The organism is Pelagibius sp. (genome assembly GCF_965227505.1).
Lineage (GTDB): Bacteria > Pseudomonadota > Alphaproteobacteria > Kiloniellales > Kiloniellaceae > Pelagibius.
Window position 1 is genome coordinate 2,751,806 of record NZ_OZ245757.1, and the last position, 25,999, is coordinate 2,777,804.

Consider the following 25,999-nt stretch of genomic DNA (forward strand, 5'->3'; position numbering starts at 1 on the left):
CGCCCGCAGAACCAAGGCCGGGGCTTTCGGCGGCGATGCCCGGCAAAGCCGCAGCAAGCCGGTGCTTGACAGCTTCCGGCCTTGTCCACATTATCCCGCCGCTTGCGGGCCGTTCAGTACCCGCAGGCAGTTCCCATGCCGAAGCCGACGGAACCGGCTGACGGCGCCCGGGTTTACGGGGCTGTAGCTCAGATGGGAGAGCGTCGCGTTCGCAATGCGAAGGTCAGGGGTTCGATTCCCCTCAGCTCCACCAACCCCTCCCTTCCTTTGTCACAATGCCGGACCCGCCGCCAGCGCGGCCAGTCACAACGCCCTCACAACGTCCTCAGATAGTCGGTGAGTTCCTTGCCCTGCTCGGGAGGAAAGCGCCCGGGAAGCGCCCGGGCCGAGACGATGCGGTCGAGGCGGAAGTTGCGGAAATCCTGCCGGAGTTCGCACCAGCCCGTGAACAGCCAGACCGTATCGAAGGCCGTGAGCCCCAGCGCGCGCACCGTCCGCCGGCTCGGCCTGTCGTCAAGATCGCAATAGCCGAGCGCCACCTTGTTGCGGTGACGGATGGCCTGCCGCAGCGGCCCCAGAAAGGGCCGCCCTCCCGCAAGCGCGCTTGCGGAGGAATGGGCGTGATAGCTCCGCTCCGCCGCGCCCTCGCCATCCTCCGCCGTCACTGCGCGGATCTTGCCCAGGGCCGCCTGCGCCGCCTGGGCAAGCCGCTGGTCGCCGCGCGCCGCGAGCAGCTTGACGGCCATGACGAGGGACTCGAACTCCTCGCGCTCCAGGCGGATCGGCGGCAGGAAGTACCCTCGCTCCAACTGGTAACCCAGGCCCGGCTCACCGCGGACCGGTGCGCCCATCTGCGCAAGCGCGGAAAGATCGCGGTAGGCGGTGCGCTGCGAGACACCCAGGCGCCCGGCAAGCGCGGCCGCGGAGATCGGCCGCCGGCTGCTGCGCAGGATGTCGAGCAGCAGAAAGAGTCGCTGTGTCCGCATGGCACCCCTGACAGGTTCTGACACGCCGGGCCGCTAGGACCACTGCATCGGAACACGACTGGAGCGGCCGGCATGATGAACAAGACCCTCGGAACACTATCCGTCCTCGGCTTCGCGCGATACAAAAAGCGCGAGGCGGTGAATGCCTCGGACCTGATCGAGGCGGTCCTGGACTGGCGGCGCGGCTTCCTCGACCATCAGGCGGGCATCGCCGCGCATTGCTTTCTGGGAAATCTGCAAGGGCATTTCGCCGACCTTATCCTGGCCGTCGATCAGACGAGCTATGACGCGATGGTGCAGGCCCATCCGCAGGCCGCCGCGTCGCAGGCCATGGCGGCGCTCCTGAAGCCGGAAAGCATAAGGCTGACGCCCAGCCGCATCCTGAAAGACTTCCCGGCCCTGCCGGAAGACTTCGCCTGCGTCGAGTTCGGCAGCTTCCGCCCCGTCGCAGGGGAAGCGTTCGACGAAGACCGCCTGCTCGAGGTCTCCGCGCAGATCGAGGCAGACTACCTCTCGCGCCGGCCGGAGAGCCGCGCCCACTTTCTCGCGCGGATCGATCCGGCGACCTATGCGGAGGTCGCCTTCGTGCAGAACCTGGGCGCGGCGCGGGAGATCTGTTTCGGCTACCAGGACAACAACACCTGCCGCCAGCTTCTGGAGATGTTCGACCCCCGGAGCGTCGATCTGGACTTCTGGTTCGTCCTGGCCTGACGGCGGGAACGGACCGCCCGGCCCCGTCAGGCGGCCTGACTCACCTTGGTCTTGCGCCTGGCGGTGGTTTCCTCGCGCGGGCGCAGGTGGGCGAACCAGTGGTTCTCCAACAGCTTGAAGCCGCCGATCAGCGCAAAGGTGATGCAGAAGTAGAGCACGCCGACGGAGATGAAGGCCTCGTAGGGCGTGAAGTAGCGCGAATTGACGATCCGCGCCGCGCCCAGCAGATCGACGATGGTGATCACGCTGGCGATGGCCGAGCCGTGCAGCATGAAGATCACCTCGTTGGAATAGGCCGGCAGGGCGCGGCGGAAGGCGCTGGGCAGGATGACGCGGCGGTAGATCTGCACCTTCGACATGCCGCAGGCCCGCGCCGCCTCCACCTCGCCGTAGGGCGTGCCGAGAATGGCGCCGCGAAAGATCTCGGTGGTGTAGGCGGCGGTGTTCAGGGTGAAGGCGAAGAGCGCGTACCAGTAGGCATCCTGCAGGAACTCAAAGGCCGGCTGCTGGCTGAGTTCGATCATGAACTGCATCTGTCCCAAGCCATAGTAGACCAGGAACATCTGCACCAGCAGCGGCGTGCCGCGGAAGAAATAGGTGAAGGCCCAGACCGGCCCGTTGACCGCCGGGTTCTTCGAGGTGCGCATGATGGCGAAGGGCACGGCCAGGAAGAACCCGAGGACGAGCGCGAAGAAGACCAGGCGGACGGTGGTCCAAAGCCCTTCCAGGTAGAGGTCGAAGTTGTCGATGACCGGCGTGAAATCCATGGCCTAGGCCGTCCTCACGCCAACGCTGTAGCGCTTCTCCGCCCAGCGCAGACCCCAGATCGATACCGTCGTGAACAGCAGGAAGAGCAGCGCCACGACGAGGTAATAGACGAAGGGCTCGCGGGTCGAACCGCCGGCCTGACCGGCGCGGAAGACCATCTCGTTAAGCCCGATCACCGCGACCAGCGCCGTCGTCTTCATCAGCACCAGCCAGTTGTTGCCGATGCCCGGCAGGGCATGGCGCATCATCTGCGGAATGAGAATGCGGAAGAAGACCTGCCGCTGCGACATGCCGTAGGCATAGCCGGCTTCCAGAAGTCCGACCGGGACCGCCAGAATGGCCCCGCGAAAGGTCTCGCCCATATAGGCGCCGAAGATGAAGCCGATGGTGAGCGTGCCGGCGATGAAGGCGTTGACGTCGATGTAGTCCTCGTAGCCGAACCACTCCAGCGCGATGTAGTTCACCAGCAGCTGGCCGCCGAAGAAGATCAGCAGCATCAGCACCAGATCGGGCACGCCGCGGATGACGGTGGTGTAGACGCCGGCGATAGTCTTGGCCAGACGCGAGCGGGAAAGCTTGGCGGTTGCCGTGATCAGCCCCAGCACGATCGCAACGACCGCCGAGACCAGCGACACCGAGATGGTGATCAGCGATCCTTCGAGAATGAAGGGCAGCCTTTGGAAAAGCTCATCCATGGCCCGAGATCAGCCTGCTCCCATGGGTCTTGAGGGTCGAAACGCCAAGAGTTGTCCGATCAAAAAGACAGAGCGCCACCGCCGAGAGACCGACGGTGGCGCTTCCGGTTCACATCGTCGAGGCCGCCCTAGCTGCCGTAGACGTTGAAGTCGAAGTACTTGTCCTGGATCGACTTGTAGACGCCGTTGGCGCGGATCGCATCGATGGCCGCGTTCAGCATCTCCCGAAGCTCATCCTCACCCTTGCGGATGGCGATCCCGACGCCTTCGCCGAAGTACTGCGGATCGGTGAAGTCGGGACCGACGAACTCGTAGTCCTTGCCGCTGTCGGTCTTCAGGAAGCCGTCTTCCAGGGCAATGGAGTCGGCGAGCAGCAGATCGACGCGCCCGGCGACCATGTCGAGGTAGGCTTCGTCCTGGGTGCCGTAGCGCTTCACCTCGACCTCGTCGCCGTAAACCTCGGTAACGAAGTTGTCGTGAATGGTGGCGCGCTGAACGCCGACCGACTTTCCTTTCAGGCCGTCCTGAGTGATCTCGATGCCCGAGCCCTTCTTGCGCACGAACTTGGCCGGGGTCTGGTAGTACTTGTTGGTGAAGTCGACCTTCTCCTTGCGCTCCGGCGTGATGGACATCGACGCGATGATGGCGTCGTACTTGCGTGCGTTCAATGCCGGGATGATGCCGTCCCAGTCCTGGGTGACCAGCTCACACTCCACCTGCATCTGCTCGCAAAGCGCGTTGGCGATGTCGATATCGAAACCGACCAGCTTGCCGTCGGCGGTCACCTGACTGAACGGCGGATAGGCGCCTTCGACGCCGATGCGGACCTTCGTCCAGTCCTTGGCTTCGGCGCCGACCGCGCCGACGGCCACAGCGGTCGCAAAGACCGCAGCGATGAGTTTTTTCACAACTTGCCTCCATTATGCATTCTGGTTCTGACCTTCATGTCTTCGCGGCGGGAACCCGCTACTTCAGGGTTCCTTCGAGAAACTGGCGAAAGCGCTCGGAGCGCGGATTGTTGAAGACCTCCTGCGGCGGTCCCGCTTCTTCAATGCGGCCCTCGTGCAGGAAGATGGTTTCGGTCGAAACCTCACGGGCGAAACCCATCTCGTGGGTCACCACGATCATGGTGCGGCCTTCCTCGGCAAGGCTGCGGATGACGCGCAGCACCTCGCCCACCAGCTCCGGGTCGAGGGCCGAGGTCGGTTCGTCGAAGAGCATCACCGAGGGGTCCATGGCCAGTGCCCGCGCGATGGCGACGCGCTGCTGCTGGCCGCCGGAAAGATGGGCCGGATAGTAGTCGCGGCGGTCGTAGAGACCGACCCTTTGCAGGATCTCCTCGCCGTAGGCTGTCGCCTCCGCCTTCGGGCGCTTGAGAACGTGGATCGGGGCCTCGATCACGTTTTCCAGCACCGTCATGTGAGACCAGAGGTTGAAACTCTGAAACACCATGGCAAGGCGCGCGCGGATGCGCCGGATCTGCTCCGCGTCTTCCGCCACCAGCCCCTCGCCGTGTTTGCCGGGAACCAGACGCAGCGTCTCGCCGCCGACCGTGATGCGGCCGGCATTCGGCTTCTCCAGAAGGTTCACGCAGCGCAGAAAGGTGCTCTTGCCGGAGCCGCTGGACCCGAGCATGGCGATCACGTCGCCTTCGCAGGCCGTGATCGATACGCCTTTCAGCACTTCCAGATTGCCGAAAGACTTGTGGACGTCTTCGGCCTCCAAAGCCGCCGGTGCGGCGGCTGCTGCGGGGCCCGTATCCGCCAATGCCACCCTGGTTCTAGCTCCCTGTCCCGACGCGCCTCTTGCGTGACGCTTTGAAGGCGACGGTAAGGCAGGCGGGTGGTCCCTGCCAAGCAAAACCTTTGTCGGGGCGTGGTTTCCCGGGCCTTGCGGCGGCGTTGGGCGGGGTAGGCTGGCGGCGCGGAAGGTTAAGGCAGAGTGGCGCGCAGGGCGTCGAGCCGCTGCTGCAGGGCGGCGCGCGCGGGCGCATCGGCGGGCATCGCTTCCACCAACGGCGCGGCCCGCTCCAGGGCGCGCCCGGCCGCCTCCACATCGCCCAGAACGGTGTATGACCGGGCCAGTTGCAGCCAGCCCTCCGGGTTGTCGGGCTGTTCCTCGAGGCGGCTTGCGAGACTATCGACCATGGAGCGAATAAACTGATCGCGTTCTTCCGGAGAGAGTGCCTGCATCGCCTCGATGTCGGCGGCGCTCGGCCCCCTGGGCGCTTCACCACCGGCCGGCGCGCCAGGAGGCGCTTCGCGGGCCGTCTCGGGAGACGCCTCCCCAAGGCTCGCAGCGGCATTGGCGATCTGCCGTTCGAGCAGCGGGCGCCAGGGCGCGTCCGGCGGCGAGTCGGCTTCCAACCCGCGCCACACCGCCAGCGCGTCGGCCAGGCGGTCGTCCTGGGCCATCGCCATGCCGGCGTAATAGCGCGCCCGCGGGTTGGCGGGGTCCATCTCGATCGCCTGGGCGAAGGCGAGGCGAGCATCGCGGCCGACCTGGCCGCCGTCCGCCGCCACCAGCACCTCGCCGAGCGAAGCGTGCACCGAGGCGCCGCCTCGCCCCAGGTCGATGATCCGGCGGTAAGCCTCCGCCGCCTGCTGATAGCGCCCCATACGTTCATAGACGCGGGCCAGGACGAGCCAGCCCTCGGCGTCCTCAGGATTGCCGGCCAGCCGCGCCTCCAGCTGCGCGACCAGCATCTCCGCCTCCTGGCTGCTGCCGCCCTGGCGCTCGGCGAAGGGCAGACCCGGCAGGCCGGGGGTCCCGTAACCGAGGTAGAGCCCCACACCGGCCAGCGGCATGAGGAGCACGATGAAGGCCGCGCCGAGCCTTCGCAGCAGGGGCGCCGAGGACGCGGTGCCACCGGCGTTCCGGGCTTCGGCGTCGCTGCGGAGCAGTCGGCGCTCGACCTCGCGCCTGGCCGCCTCGGCCTCGGCCTCGGGCAGCAGGCCGCGGCGCTGATCCTCCTTCAGTTCGCGCAACTGATCGCGGTAGACGGTCTGGTCGTAGGCCGCCCGTGAGCTGTGCTCTCCTGCGCCGTGCGCCGCCGTGTCGTGGTCTCTCGGGCGGCCCAACAGCGGAATGACGAGCACCGCGACGACCAGCGCGGTCAGTGCGGCGGCAAGGATCCAGAAGATCATGACCGCTCCGCCGTATCCTCTTGCGCAGGCCTCGCTTGCGCGCCGCCGCGCCGCTCCGCATCCGGCCCTTCAGGCGCGTCCAGCAGTTTGGCCAGCCGCGCCTCTTCCTCCGCGCTCAGCGGCTGAACGGCCGCGGCCGCCGGGCGGCGCTGGCGACGCAGGAAGACAAAGACGCCGAGAATGCCGAGGATCGTGATCGCGGCAGGGCCGAACCAGAGGACGTAGGTGCCGGGCTTCACCGGCGGGCGCAACAGGACGAAGTCGCCGTAGCGCGCCACCAGGTAGTCGAGCACCTGCTGATCGCTGTCGCCGGCGACCAGACGTTCGCGCACCAGCAGGCGCATCTCCTTGGCCAGGTCGGCGTTCGAGGAATCGATGGCTTCGTTCTGGCAGACGACGCAGCGGATCTCCTGGGAGAGATCGCGCGCGCGCTGCTCCAGCGCGGCATCGGCCAGGATCTCGTCCGGCTCCAGCGCCCAGGCCGTCGCCGAGCCGAGAACGAAGAAAACAAGAACCAGCAGTCTCATTGCCTGAGCGCGCGCAACATGGGCTCGATCTCGTCCTCGAGCAACTGGCCGAGGATCGGCCCGCGGTGGTGATAGCGGACACGCCCTTCGCCATCCAGGATGAAGGTCTCCGGCACGCCGGACACGCCCCACTCCACCGCGCCGCGCCCGCTGTCGGCGCCGATAAGGCTGTAGGGATTGCCCAGTTCCTCCAGCCAGGCGACGGCGGCCTCCGGCTTGTCGCGGTGATTGATGCCGTAAAGCGGCACGCCGGTGCGGCGCGCCAGGTCGGTCAGGTAGGGATGCTCGGCGCGGCAGGGCACGCACCAGGACGCAAAGAAGTTCACCACCACCACTTCGCCTTTGCCGAGGTCGGCGGTGGAGAAGCCCGGCTGCTCCAGCCCCGGTACCGGCGGCAGATCGAAGGTGGGCGTGGGCTTGTCGATCATTGCCGAAGGCAGCGCCTGCGGGTCCCGGTCAGGCGACAGCCCCCAGAGGAAGTAGCCGGCCACAACCAGGAACAGCAGCAAGGGCAGCAGAAGCAGAAGCCGCTGGGTCATTCTCGCCTCCTACTCCGCCGCCGCAGGATGGCCGCCGGCGGGCACCGCCGCGGGTTTGCGGCTGGGCGCGCCGATGCGCAGGCGCCGGTCGCTCAGGGAAACCAGGCTTCCCAGCACCATGACGATGCAGCCGATCCAGATCCAGGGCACCAGGGGCTCGTGGAAGATCCGCACGGTCCAGCCGCCACGGCCGTCGGCATCTCCGATCACGGCGTAGAGATCGACGACCCAGGTGGTGTGGATGGCCGCTTCGGTCGTCGGCATGTTCTGCACCGGATAGAGACGCTTCTCCGGAGTCAGCACCGCCACCGGATTGCCGTCGCGGGTGACGGTGATCTGGGCGCGGTCGGCCAGATAGTTCGGCCCCTGGATCTGCTCGACACCGTCGAAGCGGTAGTCATAGCCGGCGACCTGCATGGACTCGCCAGGACGCAGGTTGCGCACCTCCTCCAGGTTCCAGACCGAGGCGCCGATCATGCCGGCAACGGCGATCGCCATGCCGGCATGGGCCAGGGTCATGCCGTGGGCCGCGCGCGGCAGGTTGCGGGCGCGCCGCCAGCTGTCGCCCAGAGGCGCCCGGAACAGTTTGATGCGCTCGCCCCACTCCACGACGCTGGCGACGAACAGCCAGGCTGCCAGTCCCATGGCCGCGGCCGGCAGAACCGGCCAGCCTTCGCGCAGATAAAGCGTGATCGCGGCGCCGGCCAGGGCGCCCAGGGCGGCCAGCTTCAGGCGCGCGAAAACGCCCGCCAGATCGGCCCGCTTCCACGGCATCAGCGGCCCCATGGCCATCATGAAGATCAGCGGCACCATCAGCGGCACGAAGGTGACGTTGTAGAAGGGCGGACCGACGGAGACCTTGCTGCCGTTGATGGCTTCCAGGAACAGCGGGTAGAGCGTGCCGAGAAAGACCGTCCCGCAGGCCGCCGCCAGGAACAGGTTGTTCAGCACCATGCCGCCCTCGCGGCTGATCGGCGCGAAGAGGCCGCCGGGCTTCAGCACCGGCGCGCGCAGGGCGAAGAGCAGCAGCGAACCGCCGATGGTGATGAGCAGCAGGATCAGGATGAAGAAGCCGCGCTCCGGATCGGTCGCGAAAGCATGCACCGAGGTCAGCAGGCCCGAGCGCACGATGAAGGTGCCCATCAGAGAGAGCGAAAAGGTGAGGATCGCCAGCAAAACCGTCCAGACCTTCAAAGCGTCGCGCTTCTCCACCACGATGGCGGAGTGCAGCAGCGCCGTGCCCAGCAGCCAGGGCATGAAGGAGACGTTTTCCACCGGGTCCCAGAACCACCAGCCGCCCCAGCCCAGTTCGTAGTAGGCCCACCAGGAGCCGAGCGCGATGCCGGCGGTCAGGAAGGCCCAGGCGAGCAGCGTCCAGGGCCGCACCCAGCGCGCCCAGGCAGCATCCAGCTTGCCCTCGATCAGGGCGGCGATGGCGAAGGAAAAGGCCATCGAGAAGCCGACGTAGCCGGCGTAAAGCAGCGGCGGGTGAAAGGCGAGGCCGGGGTCCTGCAGCAGCGGGTTCAGGTCGCGGCCGTCCGCCGGCGCCGGAAAGACGCGCAGGAAGGGGTTGGAGGTCAGCAGCGTGAACAGCAGGAAGCCGATGCCGATCCAGGCCTGCACGCCCAACACGCGGGCCTTGAGGCTGGGCGGCAGGTTGCCGCCGAAGAAGGCGACCATGGAGCCGAAGAGCGCCAGGATGAGGATCCACAGCACCATGGAGCCTTCGTGGTTGCCCCAGACGCCGGTGACCTTGTAGAGCATCGGTTTGGCGGAGTGGGAGTTCTCCGCCACGTTGACCACGGTGAAGTCGGAGACGACGTAAACGTAGGTCAACGCCGCAAAGGAGAGCGCCACCAGCGCCACCTGCAGCAGCGCGGCGGGGGCGGCCAGGGCCATCCAGGGCGCGTATCCCCGCGCCGCGCCGATCATTGGCAGGCTGCCCTGCACCACCGCGGTCAGGAGCGCCAGGATCAGCGCGAAGTGTCCGAGCTCTGCGATCATTGCGGGATTTCCTCGCCATGGCGCCACTGGCCCGAGGCCTTCAGCGCATCAACCACCTCACGCGGCATGTAGTTCTCATCGTGTTTCGCCAGCACCTCGCGGGCCGCAAAGGTGCCGTCGCTTCGCAGGCTGCCGGTGGTCACAACGCCCTGCCCCTCGCGAAACAGGTCCGGCAGGATGCCGACGTAGGAGACCGAGACCGATTCACTGAGGTCGGTGACCCGAAAGGTAACCGAGAGGCCGTCGTCGGAACGCTCGATCGACCCCTCTTCCACAAGGCCGCCGAGGCGGATCCCGCGATCGGGCGCAGGCGGTTCGGAGATCAGCTGGCTGGGGCTGCGGAAGTGGTCGAGGTTCTCGTCCAGCGCCGCCAGAACCAGGGCCGTCGCGGCGCCGAACACCGCCATGGCCATGACGACGATGTAGAGGCGTCGCCGCTTGCGGGTCATACGTCCGGGGCTCAAGAGGCCGCCTCCCCGGAGCGCTCGTCGCCTCCGTTGCGTGTCACCGTGGGCGCCTGTCCGCGCAGAGAGCCCCCGCGCGGCCGGCGCGAGGCGCCCTCGGCCTCCAGTGCGGCAAGGCGGCGCTGGCGGATGCGCAGCTGCCGCAGCGTCGAGACCAGCAGGCCCAGCATCACGACGAAGGTGAGGCCCAGCGAAGGCCAGACGAAAGCCGCGTAGCCGCCCATATCAAAAAACGCTGCGATCTCTCTTATCCTTTCAGCAGAGCCCGTCCGGTCGTGACCATTTCCAAGCCGCTTGGCTTCATCCGCCGGGCCGCCAGTCCTTGCCTGTGGACCAAGCCGTTCTTGTGGACAAATCTACGGTCTCTGCCCGGTTGCGTCAGTTACATTCGCGTGAGTGCGACCGAAGAGCGCAGACTTTTCCGGTGCCCGCGATCCCTATGGCCGCAGTCCTTTGCCCCCTTCCCGTCAGCTCGCCTTCAGCCGGGCCAGATCGAGCGCCCGCAGCCGTGCGGCAATCAACTCGCTTTTGATCCGCAATAGGACAACGGTCACATAGTAGAGCTTGAAGCCCAGGGCGGTGATCAGCAGCGGCCACAGCATCGAGGGGTGGATGGTCGGTCCGTCCAGACGCAGCACCGAGGCCGGCTGGTGCAGGGTCGCCCACCAGTCCACCGAGAACTTGATGATCGGGATGTTGATGACGCCCACCAGTGCCAGGATCGCGGCGGCGCGGTAGCCGCGCTGCTGGTCGTCGAAGGCGTTCATCAGGGCCATGTGGCCGAGATAGAGGAAAAACAGGATCAGCATGGAGGTGAGCCGGCCGTCCCACTCCCACCAGGTCCCCCACATGGGCCGCCCCCAGAGGGAGCCGGTCGCCAGGGTCAGAAAGGCGAATCCGGCGCCGATGGGCGAGGAAGCCTTGGCGGCCAGGTCCGCCAGGGGATGACGCCAGATCAGGGCCACGGCACTGGCCACGGCGATGGCGACGTAGATGAACATGGCCATCCAGGCCGAGGGCACGTGGACGTACATGATCCGCACGCTCTCACCCTGCTGATAGTCGGGCGGCGCCTCAAAGAGCGCCAGGTAGAAGCCGATGCCCAGCGCGGCGGCCGTCGCGACCGCCACGAGGGGCAGCACGCGGTCGGTGATGCGCGTGAAGCGGGCCGGATTGGCGAAACGATGCATGTCCCTGTCCTAGGCTTTCCCTATACCTAGTGCCTTGACGAAGATCATTCCAGCGCCTGTCGCAGGGCCGCCGCGGCGGCCAGCGGCGCCACCAGCAGCATGACCAGCAGCAGCGCCCCGAGCAAGAGCAGGTCCGGGCGGGCGGAGAGGCCGCTGAGGGCGGATTCCGTGGCCCCGACGCCGAAGATCAGGGGTGGAATATAGAGCGGCAGCACAAGCAGCGGGATCAAAACGCCGCCGCGCCGGGCCCCCAGGGTCAGAGCCGCCCCGACGGCGCCGATCAGGCTGAGGATCGGGGTGCCCACCAGCATGGCGAGCAAAAGAGTCAGCAGCCCGGCGGGTTCCATATGGAACAGCACGGCCAGAAGCGGCGCTGCGGCGATCAGCGGCAGGCCCGTGGTCAGCCAGTGCGCCGCAACCTTTCCGAGAATCGCCAGTTCCAGCGGCAGCGGCGAGAGCAGCAGCTGTTCCAGGCTGCCGTCCTCGAAGTCCGCCAGAAACAGCCGCTCCAGCGAGAGCAGCACCGCCAGCAGGGCGACCACCCAGATGACCCCGGGGGCGATCAGCCGAAGGGTGGCCGCCTCGGGCCCGACGCCGAAGGGAAAGAGCGTCGCGGTGAGCACGAAGAACAGCACCGCGAGCCAGGCATCGGCGCTCTGGCGCAGGGCAAGGCGCAGGTCCCGCCCGATCATGAGCACGAGCCCCTTCACCAGATCATCTCCGGCAGGGGCGGCGGCACCAGCGCATCGAGCGGCAGCGGCACCGCATCCGGCAGGTCGAGGGCGGTATGGGTGGCGACGATCACGGACCCGCCGCCCGCCCGGTGGCCGGCGATGGCGGCGGTCAGCCGGCCGACCGAGGCATGATCGAGACCCACCGAGGGTTCGTCCAGCAGCCAGAGCGCAACGGGGTTCGCCATCAGGCGCGCCAGGGCCAGGCGGCGGCGCTGCCCGGCCGAGAGCAGCCGACCGGGTACATCGGTCAGCTCACCCAGCGCAAAATGGTCGAGCGCCGCCTCGAGCCGGTCGGGCCCTGCATCCTTCGCACCGGCCCCATCGTCACCGGCCCCGCCGCCAACGGCGGCCTGGCGCAGGCCGGCCCAGAACCGCAGGTTCTCCCGCACGCTCAGCACCGGCTTCACCGCGTCGAGATGGCCCAGGTAATGCAGCCGCGCGGCATGAGCGCCCGGGTCTTCGGCGATCGACTCGCCGTCCCAGAGAATGGCGCCAGCGGCCGGACGCAGCAGCCCCGCCAGCATCCGCAGCAGGCTGGACTTGCCGCTGCCGTTGGCCCCGGTCAGCAGCAGCGCCCCACCGGCAGGCAGTTCGAAGGACAGCCCGGCAAAGACGTCGCGGCCCCCGCGCCGGCAATCGAGGTTTCGACCTTCAAAGAGCGTCATGTCTCGGAATCAGACCCTGGACGAGAGCAGCGGCGCCGCAGAGGGCGCACCGCTGCCGCGGCTGGTATAGCAGATTGTCTGCGGAGGCCACCAGTAGGGGAAGCCACCGGCAGGGATCACCCCTAGGGGGCGCTCAGCCGCGGAGATCCTAAACAGACGCGATAGTTGAAACGGAAAATTAAGGCTCTTCGATGCACTGTGGGACGCTGGCAAGACCAGCCAAACGCCGTCATCGCCGGGGCCGCTTCATCGTGTCTGTCAGACCGATCATCATTGCCGAAGACAACGACAAACTGCGGCGTCTCTACTCTGAGATGCTGGAAGCCGCCGGATTCAAGGTGATGCATGCCAGCGATGGCGAAAAAGCCATCAGCCTGCTGCACAAGATCGTCAATCCCCAGCTCATCATCCTGGACGTCATGATGCCGCGCCTGGACGGCATCCAGACCTGTGCGCGGATCCGCAAGATGCAGGGCCTGCGGCCCTGCCCGATCCTGTTCCTGACCGCTCTGGACAGCCCCGAGACCATTCTGGAGTGCCTGAACGCCGGCGGCGACGACTACCTCGTCAAATCGGCCCCGATGGCCGAACTGGTGGAACGGGTTCAGTACTGGTCGCGCAAAGGCTCCTCGGAGGAGGGCACCGAGCGCCGCAAGAAGGCCATCAAGGAGCTCGAATCCCTGGCCACCGAACAGGACGGCCTGGACAGCGCCGGCGCCGCCGATGAAATCGCCCAGGAAAGCGCCGCCGTGGAGCTGATCGCGGCCTTCATCGAGGAAACCGACGAGGCCTTCACGGAGAAGGTCGATACCTTCTACCGCTTCGGCTATCTGGTCAGTCTGGTGAGCACCTATCTCAAGACCAACAGCGCCCAGGACCGCCGCTTCGGACGTGTCGTGCGCAACCTAGTCTACCGCACCGGCTTCGTCGACCGCAAAGAGATCGACGCAATGCTGGACAATTACGAACGCATCGTCAGTCAGGGCCAGTTCCAGCAGGGCTGGAAGCACGGCCAGGACGTCGCCGTGACCATCGGAGTCCCCGATGCACCCCGCCCGGGTGCCGGAGCGGACGGGGAGCCGGTTCCCTCATGACCGCTGCGGGCATGGCGCTGGATACCGCCTGGCCCTGGATCGCAGGCTTCGGCGCTCTGCTCGTTCTGCTGATCGTCGCCCAGATCGTCCTCACCCTGAGGCAGACAGAGGCCCTGCGCGCGCTGACGGTGCGGCAGGAAAGCGTCGAGGCCCAGGCACCGGCCGACGCCACCCGGACGGCCGAGGTGCAGGAGGCCATGGCGGTCCAGCAGCGCCGCCTTGAAGAGGCCCTGGAGAGCCTGCGCCAGGCGCGCGACAAAGCCACCCGGGCGGACCGCGCCAGCGAGGCGAAGTCGGCCTTCCTCACCATGATGAGTCACGAGCTGCGCACACCGCTGAGCGCCATCATCGGCTTTGCCGAGATGATCGAGCAGCAGGCCATGGGCCCGGTGGGCAACACCAAGTACCGCGACTACGCCACCGACATCCGCCAGTCCGGCCAGCACCTGCTGGGAATCATCAACGACATCCTCGACCTCTCCAAGGTGGAGTCCGGCCGCGAGAGCCTGCAGGAACAAGACATCGGGGCGCAGGCGCTGTTTGACCGGGTGCGCGCCCTGCTGGCGGTGCGCGCCCAGGAGGCCGGTGTGGCCCTGGGCTTCGATGTGCCGGACGATCTGCCGGTTATCCGCGCCGACAAGCGGCGCCTCGTCCAGATCCTCGTGAACCTGCTGTCCAACGCGGTGAAGTTTACCCCCGCCGGCGGCAGCGTCACCCTGCGCTGCTGGGCGACGCCGGGCAGCGGCGTGGTGTTCCAGTCCATCGACAGCGGGATCGGCATCGCCCGCGAGGACATTCCCCTGGCGCTCTCCGTCTTCGGCCAGGTCGAGAACGACTGCGCGCAGCAGGGCACCGGCCTCGGCCTGCCGCTGGCCAAGGCGCTCGCCGAACTGCACGGCGGTACCCTCGACCTGCAGAGCGAACTCGGCCGCGGCACCACGGTCACCCTGCGCCTGCCGGCCTATCGCATCGTCGCCCCCGCCCTTGCAATGGAGGCGCCGGCAAAGGACGGGCCCGATCAGGACGCAGCGGATCTGCGGCAGGCGGATCTGCGGCAGACAGCCGCCGGCTAGAACAAGCCGCGCATTCGGAAAAGCTTTGGAAAAAGCGGGCGGTCCCGCTGGCTTGGGGCCCCTACGTGGGGTACGAGACCGCCCGTAAGTGGAGCTTTCGGAAAAGTGCGGGGCGGCCACGTGTGGTCGGGGCACATGGCCGCCCCTCTTAGTCACCAGCGTTTTGGGGCAATATTTCGAGGATCGCTGGCCTCCTCGACACAGAGAGGGGAAGTCTCCGTGACTAGGAAGCTAGGCAGCGATTGCGGTTTGATCTGGCCGCAAATGCGGCGAGATTGTGATTTCTGTCCCGGAAGGGGCGCGGCGGGCGATCAACCGGACGCCTGCAGTGCACGCCCCCCTCACCCTCCCGCACACTCCTCCTTGGGCGCGGGCCCCTGCCTCTCCCACGAGGGGGAGAGGGGTTGAGCGGCAGCATCTTTCTTATCCCCCTCTCCCCTGGTGGGAGAGGGTCGGGGTGAGGGGGAGACATCGTCTCCCCTGACCGCCGACAGAGTCCCCGTCTCAGCCGTAGCTGCGCTGGTCGTCGATGACCTTGCCGTCGTTGGGCAGGCTGCCGGGGGCCACCGCCTCCACCCCGCCGGTCACCTTGCAGCAGGCCTTCAGGCTTTCGGCGATGGCGGCCACGAGGGCGGCATCGGCGCCGGTCTCCACCTCGCAGTGCAGGGTCATGGCATCGGCGTCGCCGTCACGGGTGACCACGAGGCGGGCGCGGCCGATCTCGCCATGGCGCTTCAGCACCGCGGCCACCTGGGCCGGCTGTACGAACATGCCTTTCACCTTGGTCGCCTGATCCGCGCGGCCCATCCAGCCCTTGATGCGCGGCGCCGTGCGCCCGCAGGGGCTCTGGCCCGGCAGGATCGCAGAGAGGTCGCCGGTGGCAAAACGCACCAGCGGATAGTCGGGGTTGAGGGTGGTGACCACCACCTCGCCCACCTCGCCCTCCGGCAGCGGGTCGCCGGTGCCGGGCCGCAGGATCTCGACGATGATTTCCTCGTCCAGGATCATGCCCTCCCGCGCCTCGGACTCGTAGGCGATCAGCCCCAGGTCCGCCGTGGCGTAGCACTGCAGCACGGCGACTCCGCGCTCTGCATAGGCCTGACGCAGTTCCGGGAAGAGAGCGCCGCCGGAAACCAGTGCGCGGGTGATGGAACTGCAGTCCAGACCCATTTCCTGGCCCTTGTCGAGCAGCACTTTCAGGAAGTCCGGCGTTCCGATGTAGGCCGAGGGACGCAGGTGGGCGATGGCCTGGACCTGATGCTCGCTGTTGCCGACACCGCCGGGAATGACGGCACAGCCCAGACCGCGGGCGGCCCCGTCCAGCATCCATCCGCCCGGCGTCAGGTGATAGGAAAAGCAGTTGTGGACGATGTCGCCGGGGCGCAAGCCGGCGGCGAAGAGCGCGCGCTCCAGGCGCCAGAAACCCTGGCGCGGCCCTTCGAACTCGTAGATCGGCCCCGGCGAGGCGAAGAGGTGCGCGGCCTCCCCCGGCGCCAGGGCGGCCAGGCCGCCGAAGGGCGGCGCCGCCTTCTGCCGCTCGATCAGGTCGGCCTTGCGGGTCACCGGCAGCGCCGCCAGCGCGGCACGGTCGGTGACCTCCGCCGCATCGACCCCGGCCAGGATCTCGCCAAAGCCGGCGGTCTTCTCCTGGGCTCGCGCCACAACGTCGGGCAGCGCCGCCATCAGCGCCGCCTCCCGCGCCTCCGCACTGCGGGTCTCGAGATCGTCGAAGTGTTCCATCGCCTTGCTCTAGAAAGCTGTAGGGTACATCGGATCAACAATTGACCTCGTGCTTCGAGACGCCCATTCAGTTCCCGTGGGGCTCCTCAGCATGAGGTCAATTACTCCAAGATGTTGCCTCACCCTGGGGAGCGGTCCGCAGGACCGCGTCTCGAAGGGTGACGTTGGGGGGCGCCGCTTATCCTTCTCACAACTCTATAGCCAGCGCTTGCGGCGCTTGTAGTGCTTGACGTCGCGGTAGGACTTGCGGCCCGAGGCGGAGAGGCCGAGGTAGAACTCCTTCACGTCCTCGTTCTCGCGCAGCTTCTCGGCATCGCCGTCCAGCACCACGCGGCCGCTCTCAAGAATATAGCCGTAGCGCGCATACTTCAGCGCCACGTTGGTGTTCTGCTCGGCCAGCAGGAAGGAGACGCCCTCCTCCTCGTTCAGCCGCTTCACCGTCTCGAAGATGCCTTCGACGAGCTGCGGGGCGAGGCCCATGGAGGGTTCGTCCAGCAGGATCATCTTGGGCCGGCTCATCAGCGCACGGCCGATGGCGCACATCTGCTGCTCGCCGCCGGAGGTGTAGCCGGCCATGGAGCCGCGCCGCTCCTTCAGGCGCGGGAAGTAGCTGTAGACCATCTCCAGGTCCTCGGCGACGGCGGCGCGCCCGTCGCTGCGGGTATAGGCGCCGGTCATGAGATTCTCTTCGATGGTCAGATGCTCGAAACAGTGGCGCCCCTCCATCACCTGGACGACGCCGGACTTCACCAGATCGTTGGGCGTCAGGGCGTCGACCCGCGCGCCCTCGAATTCGATGGAGCCCTTGGTCACCTCGCCGCGCTCGGCACGCAGCAGGTTGGAGATCGCCTTCAGGGTGGTGGTCTTGCCGGCGCCGTTGGCGCCGAGCAGGGCAACGATGCCGCCGCGCGGCACCTCCAGCGAGACCCCCTTCAGCACCAGGATCACGTGGTCGTAGATGACCTCGATGTTGTTCACCGTCAGAACCGCCTGCGCCGCTTCCGGGGCGGCGGCGGTCTGCAGGTCCAGGGCTTCGCTCATGGTGCTGTCAGAGACCTCCTGCTTTGCTCCGTCGGTATCGCGGTCGCGGGCTTTCGCGCCGCCATGCCGCGAGAAGCTGGCGGGGGACAGCCAGCGACGGCCGCCCCCGCTCATCTTCCAGGCCCTCCGCCTTCAGGCGCAGGGGTCAGGTGCCGACTCCTCGGTGCCGGCGTTTAACTGCAGGCCCCTAGTTGCAGGCACGGGGCGTGATCCCCTTTTCGGCCGCATAGTCGGCCGCCGCCTGTTCGATCATCGGCCGCAGCAGGCCGGAACGGTTGGGCTCGACCCAGTCGGAAACCGGGGTCCAGTTGGAACCGTCCCACTGCTGCACGAAGGCACGGCCCGTGCCCTCGTGATCGGCGCAGGTGATCTGGATGGACTCCATGAAGCCGGCCAGGCCCATAGCCTCGAGACGCGCTTCGTCGATGTTGAGCGCTTCGAAGCCGTCGCGGATCTGCTCGCCGGTGAGCGGCGTCTGGCCGTGCATGCCCTGGGCGGTGTGAATCGCCTCGGCGATCACCGCCGCGTTCATGACGCCGCGGTTGTAGAGCACGGTGCCGACTTCCTCACGCGGGCCGGTGCCGTTGCCGGCATCGTGGACCAGACTCAGGATGTCCTGGATCGCCGGATACTCGGTGCCGGTGCCGTGGAAGTTCAGCGACTTGTAGCCGACCGCCTGGGCGCCCGCAGGCGTCACGTCCTGCTCGGAGCCGGACCACCAGATGCCGATGAAGCGGTCCATGGGATAGCCGACGGCTGCCGCTTCCTTGATGGCGGTGGAGTTCATCACGCCCCAGCCCCACATGGCGGTCCAGTCCGGACGCACCTGGCGGCCGATCTGCAGCCATGTCGCCTTCTGCTCCAGGCCCGGGTGGGCGACGGGGAAGGGATGGAAGCTGAAGCCGTGCTTCTCGGCCAGGGCCTCCAGGGTCGCGATCGGCTCCTTGCCGTAGGCCGAGTCGTGATAGACCAGGGCGATCTTCTTGCCCTTGAGGTTCTCGTAGCCGCCCTCGTTCTTCGCGATGTAGTTCACGATGATGTCGGCGCCCGACCAGTAGGTCGCCGGCAGCGTGAAGACGTAGGGGAAGACCGTGCCGTCGGAGGCCGCGGTGCGCCCGTAGCCCATGGAGAGCACGGGGATCTTGTCGGCCGTGGCGCGGTCGATCAGCGCATAGGTGATGCCGGTCGACAGCGGCGTGATGGCCGCCGCACCCGGACGCTTCAGGCGCTCGTAGCATTCGACGCCGCGGTCGTTGTTGTAGGCGGTGTCGCATTCCTCGTATTCGATCTCGACGCCGTTGATGCCGCCCTTGGCGTTGCGCATCTTGAAGTAGTCGCTGAAGCCGTTGGCGAAGGGAATGCCGTTGGGCGCATAGGGACCCGAGCGGTACATCAGCCCGGGCACGAACTGCTTGTCGGCGGCAGTGGCGGTGAAGGCCGTTGCCGTGACCATGGCGGCCGCGCCCAGCGCGGCCAGACCGAGAGCCTTGAATTTCATCCGTCTAAACCTCCCTTGGTTATCCTTTCAGCGGGCGATGGTCTCCCGCCCCGGCGGATCTTGTTTTGTCTCCCGCCGAAGCCCCGCCAAGACCCCGGCACGATCACCCGATTGCCCCCTGTTTCCTAATAGGGGAATGGCCAGAGGCGCAGCTTCTCCTTGGCGATCTGCCACAGCCGGGCAAGGCCGTGAGGCTCGACGATCAGGAAGAAGACGATGAGCGCCCCGAAAATCATGAACTCGATATGCGACACCAGCGCCGTGGAGATCGTCGGGTCGATCGCCAGCATGCCGTTGTTCAGAAGGATCGGCAGCAGCACGATGAAGGCGGCGCCCAGGAAGGAGCCGAGGATCGAGCCCAGCCCGCCGATGATGATCATGAACAGCACCTGGAAGGAGCGGTTGATCTCAAAGGCCAGGGCCTCGACAGAGCCTGTATAGACGAAGGCCCAGAGCGCGCCGGCGATGCCGATGTAAAACGAACTGACGGCAAAGGCCGAGAGCTTGGCCCAGAGCGGGCGGATGCCGATGATCTCTGCGGCGATGTCCATGTCGCGGATGGCCATCCAGGTTCTGCCGATGCGGCTGCGCACCAGGTTCTTGGCGACCAGCGCCAGGACCGCGACGAAGACCAGCAGGAAGAGATACTTGGTCACCGGCCCGGCCTGGGTGCCGGTGATGAAGACGCCGGGAAAGAGCTCGCGCGGCGGCGCCGATATGACGCCGGAGGAGGAGTAGTTGGTCCACCAGTCGAACTTGTTGAACATCCAGACCAGGAAGAACTGCGCCGCGAGCGTGGCCACCGCCAGGTAAAAGCCCTTGATGCGCAGGCTGGGCAGGCCGAAGAGCACGCCGACCCCCGCGGTGCCGAGCCCGGCCAGCAGGAAGATGATGACGATGTGCAGTTCCGGGAAAGCGGTCGCCAGCTTGTAGGAGAAGAAGGCGCCGCAGGCCATGAAGCCGCCGGTGCCCAGCGACAGCTGGCCGCAGTAGCCGGTCAGGATGTTGAGGCCCAGCGCCGCCATGGCGAAGACCAGGAAGGGCACGAAGATGGTTTCCAAAAAGTATTCGTTGGCCAGCGCCGGAACGCCGAGCACGGCAATGGCGGCCATCAGCACGATGGCGATCTGGTCCTGGCGGATCGGGAAGATCGCCTGGTCGGCGGCATAGCTGGTCTTGAACTGTCCGGCTTCGCGGTAAAGCATGGCGCCAGCCCCTTCCTATATTCGCTCGATGATCTTCTCGCCGAACAGCCCCTGGGGCCGGAACAGCAGGAAGACCAGGGCCAGCATGTAGGCGAACCAGTCCTGAATGGCGCCGCCGAAGATCGGCCCCAGGAAGACCTCCGCCAGCTGCTCGCCGGCGCCGATGATGAGGCCGCCGACGATGGCGCCGGGGATCGAGGTGAAGCCGCCGAGGATCAGCACCGGCAGCGCCTTCAGCGCGATCAGCGCGAGGGAGAACTGCACGCCGGCCTTGGAGCCCCACATGATGCCCGCCACAAGGGCGACGATGCCGGCCACCGACCAGACGATGGCCCAGATGGTCTTCAGGGGGATGCCGACGGAAAGCGCGGCCTGATGGTCGTCGGCCACGGCGCGCAGCGCGCGCCCGACCCGGGTGTACTGGAAGAAGACCGCCAGGCCCGCCACCAGCACAGCGCCCACCAGGGCCGCCACCAGATCGAAGGAGTTGATCAGCAGGCCGTTTTCGAAGACCCCCTCGGCGACGATGATCGGCGCCTTCGAGATGCCGATGTCCAGCACCTTCACGTCGGAGCCCCAGAGGGTCTGCCCGAAGCCGTCGAGGAAATAGAAGATGCCGATGGTGGCCATGAAGAGGATGATGTGCGGCTGGTTCACCAGCGGCCTCAAGACGACGCGCTCGATGGCCAGGGCCAGCAGCACCATGACCGCGGCGGTGACGACGAAGGCCAGGGTCCAGTGCAGGCCCATTTCGATGAAGCCGACCATGGTCAGCGCCGCGAAGAGCACCATGGAGCCCTGGGCGAAGTTGAAGATGCCCGAGGCTTTGAAGATCAGCACGAAGCCGAGCGCGACCAGGGAGTACATCACGCCCTGCAGCAACCCGGCGATCAGCACCTCGATGAAGTAGCCCCAGGCGAAGAACAGCGAGGAGTCGACCGCGGCCAAACCCTTGAAGCCGAGACCGAGGGCCGCGATCAGAAGCGGCGTTATCAGGAGCCAGATGCCGAAACGCAGAGCCGTGGGGTTCATGCCAGACGCCTCCTCATGCCTGCCGCCTCCTAATGACTGACGCCGAGATAGGCATCGATGACGTCCTGGTTGGCGCGCACCTCGTCGGGCGTGCCGTCGGCCAGCTTGCGGCCGTAGTCCAGCACCACGACCCGGTCGGATATGTCCATGACCACGCCCATGTCGTGCTCGATCAGGGCAATGGTGGTGCCGAACTCGTCGTTCACGTCGAGGACGAAGCGGCACATGTCCTCCTTCTCCTCGACGTTCATGCCGGCCATGGGTTCGTCCAGCAGCAGCAGCGTGGGTTCCATGGCGAGCGCCCGCGCCAGTTCGACGCGCTTCTGCAGGCCGTAGGGCAAACGCCCAACCGGCGTCTTGCGGATCGCCTCGATCTCCAGGAAGTCGATGATCTTCTCCACCACCTCCCGGTGGGCGATCTCCTCGCGCTGGTTGGCGCCCCAGTAGAGCGCCTGCTGGAAGATGTTGGATTTCATCTTCAGAACGCGCCCGGTCATGATGTTGTCCAGGGTCGACATGCCCTTGAAGAGGGCGACGTTCTGGAAGGTGCGGGCGATGCCCTGGCGGGCGGCCAGATGCGGACGCATGGCCCGCCGCTCCGCGCCCTGGTACATGATGCGGCCCTGCTGAGGGTGGTAGAAGCCGTTGATGACGTTCAGCATCGAGGTCTTGCCGGCGCCGTTGGGCCCGATGATCGCCAGGATCTCGTGTTCACGGATCTCGAAGGAGATATCGGTCAGGGCTTTGACGCCGCCGAAGGAGAGCGTGATGTTGTCGACCCGGAGCAGGGTCTCGCCGATCTTCTTCTGGGGCATCGCCGGTGCCGAGGGCTCCGCCGCCTCTACGGCCGGTGCGCTTGCCAGGGTGTCTGCCGCCATCAGCTTGCCTTCTTAAGGGCCGGCGCCACCGCCGGCTGGAGGTCGATGTTGATGACCTGAAGATCCGCCTTGATCATACCCTTGCGGCCATCCTCGAAGGTCACCTCGGTTTCGATGTACGCGTTGTCGGCATCGGAGTAGAGCGCCTGGATCAGGGGATTGTAGCGCTCGGCGATGAAGCTGCGGCGCACCTTGCGGGTGCGGGTCAGTTCGCCGTCGTCGGCGTCCAGTTCCTTGTGCAGCACCAGGAAGCGGCGGATCTGGGAACCCGAGAGCTTGGGGTCCGCCGCCAGGTCGCGATTCACCTTTTCGATGTGTCCCTTGATGGTCTCGATCACCTGGGGATTGGCCGCCAGTTCCTGATAGCTGCCGTAGGGCACGTTGTTGCGCTCCGCCCAGCTTCCCACCGCCACCAGATCGATGTTGATGAAGGCGGTGCAGTAGTCACGCTCGTGGCCGAAGGCCACCGCCTCCTTGATGTCGGGGAAGAACTTCAGCTTGTTCTCGACGTACTTGGGCGCAAAGAGACCGCCGTCGTTCAGGCGGCCGACGTCCTTGGCGCGGTCGATGATCTTCAGGTGCCCGTTGTCGGCGAAGAAGCCGGCATCGCCGGTGTGCACCCATCCATCGGCGGTCTTGGTCTCCGCCGTCGCCTCCGGGTTCTTGAAGTACTCGACGAAGACGCCGGGTCCGCGGAACATCACCTCGCCGTTGTCGGCGATCTTGATCTCCACATCCAGGGCCGGCTTGCCGACGGTGTCCGCCTCGATCTCGCCGTCGGGCTGGATGGTGATGAAGACGCTGGCCTCCGTGGAGCCGTAGAGCTGTTTCAGGTTCACGCCCAGGGAGCGGTAAAAGTCGAAGATGTCCGGGCCGATCGCTTCACCGGCCGTATAGGCGAGGCGGATGCGGGTGAAGCCCAGGGTGTTCTTCAGGGGCCCAAAGACCAGGATCTGACCGAGGGCATAAAGCAGGCGGTCGCCCAGCGCCACCGGCTTGCCGTCCAGAATGCCGGTGCCGGAACGCCGCGCCACCTCCATGAAGAAATGGAACAGCCGGCGCTTGATCCAGCCGGCATCCTCCATGCGGATCATCACGGTGGTGAGGATGTTCTCGAAGATCCGCGGCGGCGCGAAGAAGTAGGTCGGCCCCAGTTCGCGCATGTCATGCATGACCGTGGCGCTGGATTCCGGGCAGGCAACGCAGAAGCCCGCCACGTAGCTCTGTGCGTAGGAAAAGATATGATCGCCGACCCAGGCCATCGGCAGATAGGCCAGCGACTCGTCCTGGTCGCTCAGGGCCTCCAGCTTCACCCCGTTGGCCGCCGTCTTCAGCACGTTGTCGAAGCTGAGGATCACGCCCTTGGGTTTGCCGGTGGTGCCGGAGGTGTAGAGGATGATCGCGGTGTCCGAGCCCCTGCCCTTGGCGATCTCCTCTTCGTAGAAGTCCGGGTGGATCTTGTTATAGTCGCGGCCCTCGGCCTGCACCGCATCGAAGTGGTGCAGGAAGCCCTGGGTGTAGTGGCGCATGCCGCGCGACTCGTCGTAGACGATCTGGGTCAGCCCGGGGCAGCGCTCGCGGATTTCCAGCAGCTTGTCGACCTGTTCCTGGTCCTCGACCACGGCAAAGCGCGCTTCGGCGTGCTCCACGACATAGGCCATCTCCTCGGCCACCGAGTCCTGGTAGAGCGGCACCGGAACGGCGCCGATGGCCTGCGCCGCCGTCATGGTCCAGTAGAGCCGCGGACGGTTGTCGCCGACGATGGCGACCTTGTCGCCGCGCTGCACGCCCAGGGAGACGAGGCCGGCAGCCAGGCTGCGCACCTCATCGGCCACCTGGCCCCAGGTATGGGTCTGCCAGATTCCGAAATCCTTCTCGCGGATCGCCGGGCGTCCCGGCCGCTTGGCGGCATGGTGTTCCAGCAGCTTGGGAAAGGTGTCGAGCTCCGCCGGCGGCAGATCAGCCTTTCTCATGTCTCAGGCCCCGTTTTCGCCAACAGGGCGGTCGTGCCGCGCGCAGCAATCCGGGCATCAGAGCCCCAGAGATCATACCCGAGGGCACCATACCCCTGGCCGGCCTCCCGGGCCGGCTTTCCCGCGCACAGCGACGATGATGCTCCCATCATTCCGCTGAGCCTCCCGTTCAGGTTTCCCGGTTCTTATTGTTGGCTTGCCTGCGACCTTTGGCCGCCCGGGAAACGTCGTCTACCTAAGCGATCTTTGACCGAAAAATCAACATTCTAAGGGCCGAAGCCCCGAACCATAGCTGTGGCCCCGCAAGCGCGTCGCGGGGTCGTCTCTCCGTCTGTTTTCAGTTCATCGTCGGGATCGTGAAGCTCGCCCCTTCCTTCACGCCGGAGGGCCAGCGCGAGGTCACCGTCTTGGTGCGGGTGTAGAAGCGGAAGCTGTCCGGCCCGTGCTGGTTCAGATCCCCGAAGCCGGAGGCCTTCCAGCCGCCGAAGGTGTAATAGGCCAACGGCACCGGGATCGGCACGTTGACGCCGACCATGCCGACGTTCACCCGGTCGCAGAAGTCGCGGGCGGTGTCGCCGTCGCGGGTGAAGATGGCTGTACCGTTGCCGTAGGGATTGTTCATCGTGAGGTCGAGGGCGTCGTTGTAGTCGGGCGAGCGCACGACGGAGAGCACCGGCCCGAAGATCTCTTCCTTGTAGATGTCCATCTCGGTGGTGACCTTGTCGAAGAGGCAACCGCCGACGAAAAACCCGTTCTCGTAGCCCTGCATGGCAAAGCCACGGCCGTCGACGGCCAGCTCGGCGCCCTGGGCGACGCCGCTGTCCACAAGGCCCTTCACCCGGTCGCGCGCAGCGGCGGTCACCAGGGGTCCCATGTCGACGTCGTCGCCGCCGGTGTAAGGGCCGATCTTCAGCCCCTCGACCCGCGGCACCAGCCGTTCGACCAGCTCGTCGGCGGTCTTCTCGCCGACCGGCACCGCGACCGAAATGGCCATGCAGCGCTCGCCCGCCGCACCATAGCCGGCGCCGATCAGGGCATCGACCGCCTGGTCCATATCGGCATCGGGCATGATGATCATGTGGTTCTTGGCGCCGCCGAAGCACTGCACCCGCTTGCCGGCGGCACAGCCGCGCGAATAGACGTGCTCGGCGATCGGCGTCGAGCCGACGAAACCGACGGCCATGATGTCCGGGTGGTCGAGGATGGCGTCCACCGCTTCCTTGTCGCCGTTCACGACGTTCAGGATGCCCGCCGGCAGACCCGCCTCCATCATCAGTTCCGCGAGCATCAGCGGCACCAGGGGGTCACGCTCGGAGGGTTTGAGGATAAAGGCGTTACCGGCGGCGATCGCCGGGCAGAACTTCCACATCGGGATCATCGCCGGGAAATTGAACGGCGTGATGCCGGCGACCACACCAAGCGGCTGGCGCAGGGAATACATGTCGATGCCCGGCCCGGCGTTGGTGGTGTACTCGCCCTTCAGCAGGTGCGGCGCGCCGAAACAGAATTCCGCCACCTCCAGACCGCGGATGATGTCGCCCTTGGCGTCCGGCAGGGTCTTGCCGTGCTCGCGCGACAGCGCCTCGGCCAGCTTGTCCATGTCGCGGTGCAGCAATTCAACGAACTTCACCAGCACCCGCGCGCGGCGCTGCGGATTGGTTGCCGCCCAGGCCGGCTGAGCCTCGCGGGCATTGGCAACCGCCGCGGCCAGTTCCGACGCGCTGGCCAGGGGCACAAGTTTTTCCGCCTCGCCGGTTGCCGGATTGAACACCTCGGCCGTGCGGCCGCTTGTTCCCTTGACGTGCTGTCCGCCAATGAAGTGTGTGAGTTCCTGCATCCCGCCAGCCCTTTTTCTTTCGCGCGTTTGGGCTCTTTCGTCCCAAAGATTTCGTCTGAGTCTCAGCAACTGTAGTGGTTATTACATTCGAAGGCCGCTCAAAACCGCCAAAATGTCATTTTCATTTTGCATTTCTGCAATGAGAGGCGGAGCATAGCAGCAAGAATGCACTTTATCACAGGGGCCGCCGCGACGACAG

25 protein-coding genes and 1 tRNA gene are annotated in these 25,999 nt (G+C 66.5%); 4 read left to right on the plus strand and 22 right to left on the minus strand.

Going from position 1 to position 25,999, the window contains the following annotated elements; all coding sequences use genetic code 11:
- Positions 1–177 precede the first annotated feature (177 nt).
- Positions 178–253 (plus strand) — tRNA-Ala (locus ACO06P_RS13130).
- A 61-nt stretch (positions 254–314) separates the two neighbouring features.
- On the opposite strand, the gene ACO06P_RS13135 is transcribed toward ACO06P_RS13130, so the two are convergent.
- Entirely contained in the window at positions 315–986 is a 672-nt protein-coding gene (locus ACO06P_RS13135) for a helix-turn-helix transcriptional regulator (protein ID WP_420345692.1), read from the minus strand.
- A gap of 72 nt (positions 987–1,058) precedes the next feature.
- Between ACO06P_RS13135 and ACO06P_RS13140 the strand changes: the two genes are divergently transcribed.
- A complete protein-coding gene (locus tag ACO06P_RS13140; protein ID WP_420345693.1) occupies positions 1,059–1,697 on the plus strand; it encodes a hypothetical protein in 639 nt (212 codons plus the stop codon).
- Between the two features lie 26 nt (positions 1,698–1,723).
- Here ACO06P_RS13140 and ACO06P_RS13145 read toward each other — a convergent pair whose 3' ends face one another.
- From ACO06P_RS13145 to ccmA, 13 genes are all read right to left on the minus strand, one after another.
- Entirely contained in the window at positions 1,724–2,464 is a 741-nt protein-coding gene (locus ACO06P_RS13145) for an ABC transporter permease (protein ID WP_420345694.1), read from the minus strand.
- Positions 2,465–2,467: 3 nt separating this feature from the next.
- Positions 2,468–3,160, minus strand: coding sequence for an ABC transporter permease (locus ACO06P_RS13150; RefSeq protein WP_420345695.1), 693 nt, complete (start codon positions 3,158–3,160; stop codon positions 2,468–2,470).
- 128 nt (positions 3,161–3,288) lie between these two features.
- The gene (locus ACO06P_RS13155; RefSeq protein ID WP_420345696.1) at positions 3,289–4,068 is read right to left on the minus strand and encodes an ABC transporter substrate-binding protein; all 780 of its coding nucleotides are present in this window, start codon (positions 4,066–4,068) and stop codon (positions 3,289–3,291) included.
- A 58-nt stretch (positions 4,069–4,126) separates the two neighbouring features.
- On the minus strand, positions 4,127–4,885 hold the full coding sequence (locus tag ACO06P_RS13160; RefSeq protein ID WP_420349632.1) for an ABC transporter ATP-binding protein: 759 nt from the start codon (positions 4,883–4,885) through the stop codon (positions 4,127–4,129).
- Positions 4,886–5,091: 206 nt separating this feature from the next.
- Entirely contained in the window at positions 5,092–6,306 is a 1,215-nt protein-coding gene (ccmI, locus tag ACO06P_RS13165) for a c-type cytochrome biogenesis protein CcmI (protein WP_420345697.1), read from the minus strand.
- Positions 6,303–6,833 (minus strand): cytochrome c-type biogenesis protein, encoded by a 531-nt coding sequence (locus tag ACO06P_RS13170; protein WP_420345698.1) that lies wholly within the window; start codon positions 6,831–6,833, stop codon positions 6,303–6,305. Before ACO06P_RS13170 ends, ccmI begins: the two co-directional genes overlap by 4 nt.
- Positions 6,830–7,372 carry a DsbE family thiol:disulfide interchange protein gene (locus ACO06P_RS13175; protein ID WP_420345699.1) on the minus strand — a complete coding sequence of 181 codons (543 nt, stop codon included), beginning with the start codon at positions 7,370–7,372 and terminating at the stop codon, positions 6,830–6,832. Before ACO06P_RS13175 ends, ACO06P_RS13170 begins: the two co-directional genes overlap by 4 nt.
- A gap of 9 nt (positions 7,373–7,381) precedes the next feature.
- Complete coding sequence (locus ACO06P_RS13180; RefSeq protein ID WP_420345700.1) at positions 7,382–9,376, minus strand: heme lyase CcmF/NrfE family subunit; 1,995 nt, start codon at positions 9,374–9,376, stop codon at positions 7,382–7,384.
- Positions 9,373–9,825, minus strand: a complete 453-nt coding sequence (ccmE, locus tag ACO06P_RS13185) for a cytochrome c maturation protein CcmE (protein WP_420349633.1) — start codon at positions 9,823–9,825, stop codon at positions 9,373–9,375. Before ccmE ends, ACO06P_RS13180 begins: the two co-directional genes overlap by 4 nt.
- An 11-nt stretch (positions 9,826–9,836) precedes the next feature.
- On the minus strand, positions 9,837–10,064 hold the full coding sequence (gene ccmD, locus ACO06P_RS13190) for a heme exporter protein CcmD (RefSeq protein WP_420345701.1): 228 nt from the start codon (positions 10,062–10,064) through the stop codon (positions 9,837–9,839).
- 243 nt (positions 10,065–10,307) lie between these two features.
- Positions 10,308–11,030, minus strand: coding sequence for a heme ABC transporter permease (locus tag ACO06P_RS13195; protein WP_420345702.1), 723 nt, complete (start codon positions 11,028–11,030; stop codon positions 10,308–10,310).
- Between the two features lie 44 nt (positions 11,031–11,074).
- On the minus strand, positions 11,075–11,740 hold the full coding sequence (gene ccmB / locus ACO06P_RS13200; RefSeq protein ID WP_420345703.1) for a heme exporter protein CcmB: 666 nt from the start codon (positions 11,738–11,740) through the stop codon (positions 11,075–11,077).
- On the minus strand, positions 11,737–12,429 hold the full coding sequence (gene ccmA / locus ACO06P_RS13205; RefSeq protein WP_420345704.1) for a heme ABC exporter ATP-binding protein CcmA: 693 nt from the start codon (positions 12,427–12,429) through the stop codon (positions 11,737–11,739). Before ccmA ends, ccmB begins: the two co-directional genes overlap by 4 nt.
- Positions 12,430–12,680: 251 nt before the next feature.
- On the opposite strand from ccmA, the gene ACO06P_RS13210 reads away from it, so the two are divergent.
- Positions 12,681–13,523 carry a response regulator gene (locus ACO06P_RS13210; protein WP_420345705.1) on the plus strand — a complete coding sequence of 281 codons (843 nt, stop codon included), beginning with the start codon at positions 12,681–12,683 and terminating at the stop codon, positions 13,521–13,523.
- A complete protein-coding gene (locus tag ACO06P_RS13215) occupies positions 13,520–14,596 on the plus strand; it encodes a sensor histidine kinase (protein ID WP_420345706.1) in 1,077 nt (358 codons plus the stop codon). Before ACO06P_RS13210 ends, ACO06P_RS13215 begins: the two co-directional genes overlap by 4 nt.
- 504 nt (positions 14,597–15,100) lie before the next feature.
- On the opposite strand, the gene ACO06P_RS13220 is transcribed toward ACO06P_RS13215, so the two are convergent.
- The 8 genes from ACO06P_RS13220 to mmsA all read right to left on the minus strand — a co-directional run bounded on the left by ACO06P_RS13220 (position 15,101) and on the right by mmsA (position 25,800).
- The gene (locus tag ACO06P_RS13220) at positions 15,101–16,336 is read right to left on the minus strand and encodes a phenylacetate--CoA ligase family protein (RefSeq protein WP_420345707.1); all 1,236 of its coding nucleotides are present in this window, start codon (positions 16,334–16,336) and stop codon (positions 15,101–15,103) included.
- Positions 16,337–16,531: 195 nt separating this feature from the next.
- Entirely contained in the window at positions 16,532–17,377 is an 846-nt protein-coding gene (locus ACO06P_RS13225; RefSeq protein ID WP_420349634.1) for an ABC transporter ATP-binding protein, read from the minus strand.
- A 187-nt stretch (positions 17,378–17,564) separates the two neighbouring features.
- Positions 17,565–18,875, minus strand: a complete 1,311-nt coding sequence (locus ACO06P_RS13230; RefSeq protein WP_420345708.1) for an ABC transporter substrate-binding protein — start codon at positions 18,873–18,875, stop codon at positions 17,565–17,567.
- A 125-nt stretch (positions 18,876–19,000) separates the two neighbouring features.
- Positions 19,001–20,080 carry a branched-chain amino acid ABC transporter permease gene (locus tag ACO06P_RS13235; RefSeq protein ID WP_420345709.1) on the minus strand — a complete coding sequence of 360 codons (1,080 nt, stop codon included), beginning with the start codon at positions 20,078–20,080 and terminating at the stop codon, positions 19,001–19,003.
- Positions 20,081–20,095: 15 nt separating this feature from the next.
- Positions 20,096–21,112, minus strand: coding sequence for a branched-chain amino acid ABC transporter permease (locus ACO06P_RS13240; protein WP_420345710.1), 1,017 nt, complete (start codon positions 21,110–21,112; stop codon positions 20,096–20,098).
- Between the two features lie 29 nt (positions 21,113–21,141).
- Entirely contained in the window at positions 21,142–21,927 is a 786-nt protein-coding gene (locus ACO06P_RS13245) for an ABC transporter ATP-binding protein (protein ID WP_420349635.1), read from the minus strand.
- A gap of 62 nt (positions 21,928–21,989) precedes the next feature.
- Positions 21,990–23,963, minus strand: coding sequence for an AMP-binding protein (locus tag ACO06P_RS13250; protein WP_420345711.1), 1,974 nt, complete (start codon positions 23,961–23,963; stop codon positions 21,990–21,992).
- Between the two features lie 337 nt (positions 23,964–24,300).
- A complete protein-coding gene (gene mmsA, locus ACO06P_RS13255) occupies positions 24,301–25,800 on the minus strand; it encodes a CoA-acylating methylmalonate-semialdehyde dehydrogenase (RefSeq protein WP_420345712.1) in 1,500 nt (499 codons plus the stop codon).
- Positions 25,801–25,999: the final 199 nt, after the last annotated feature.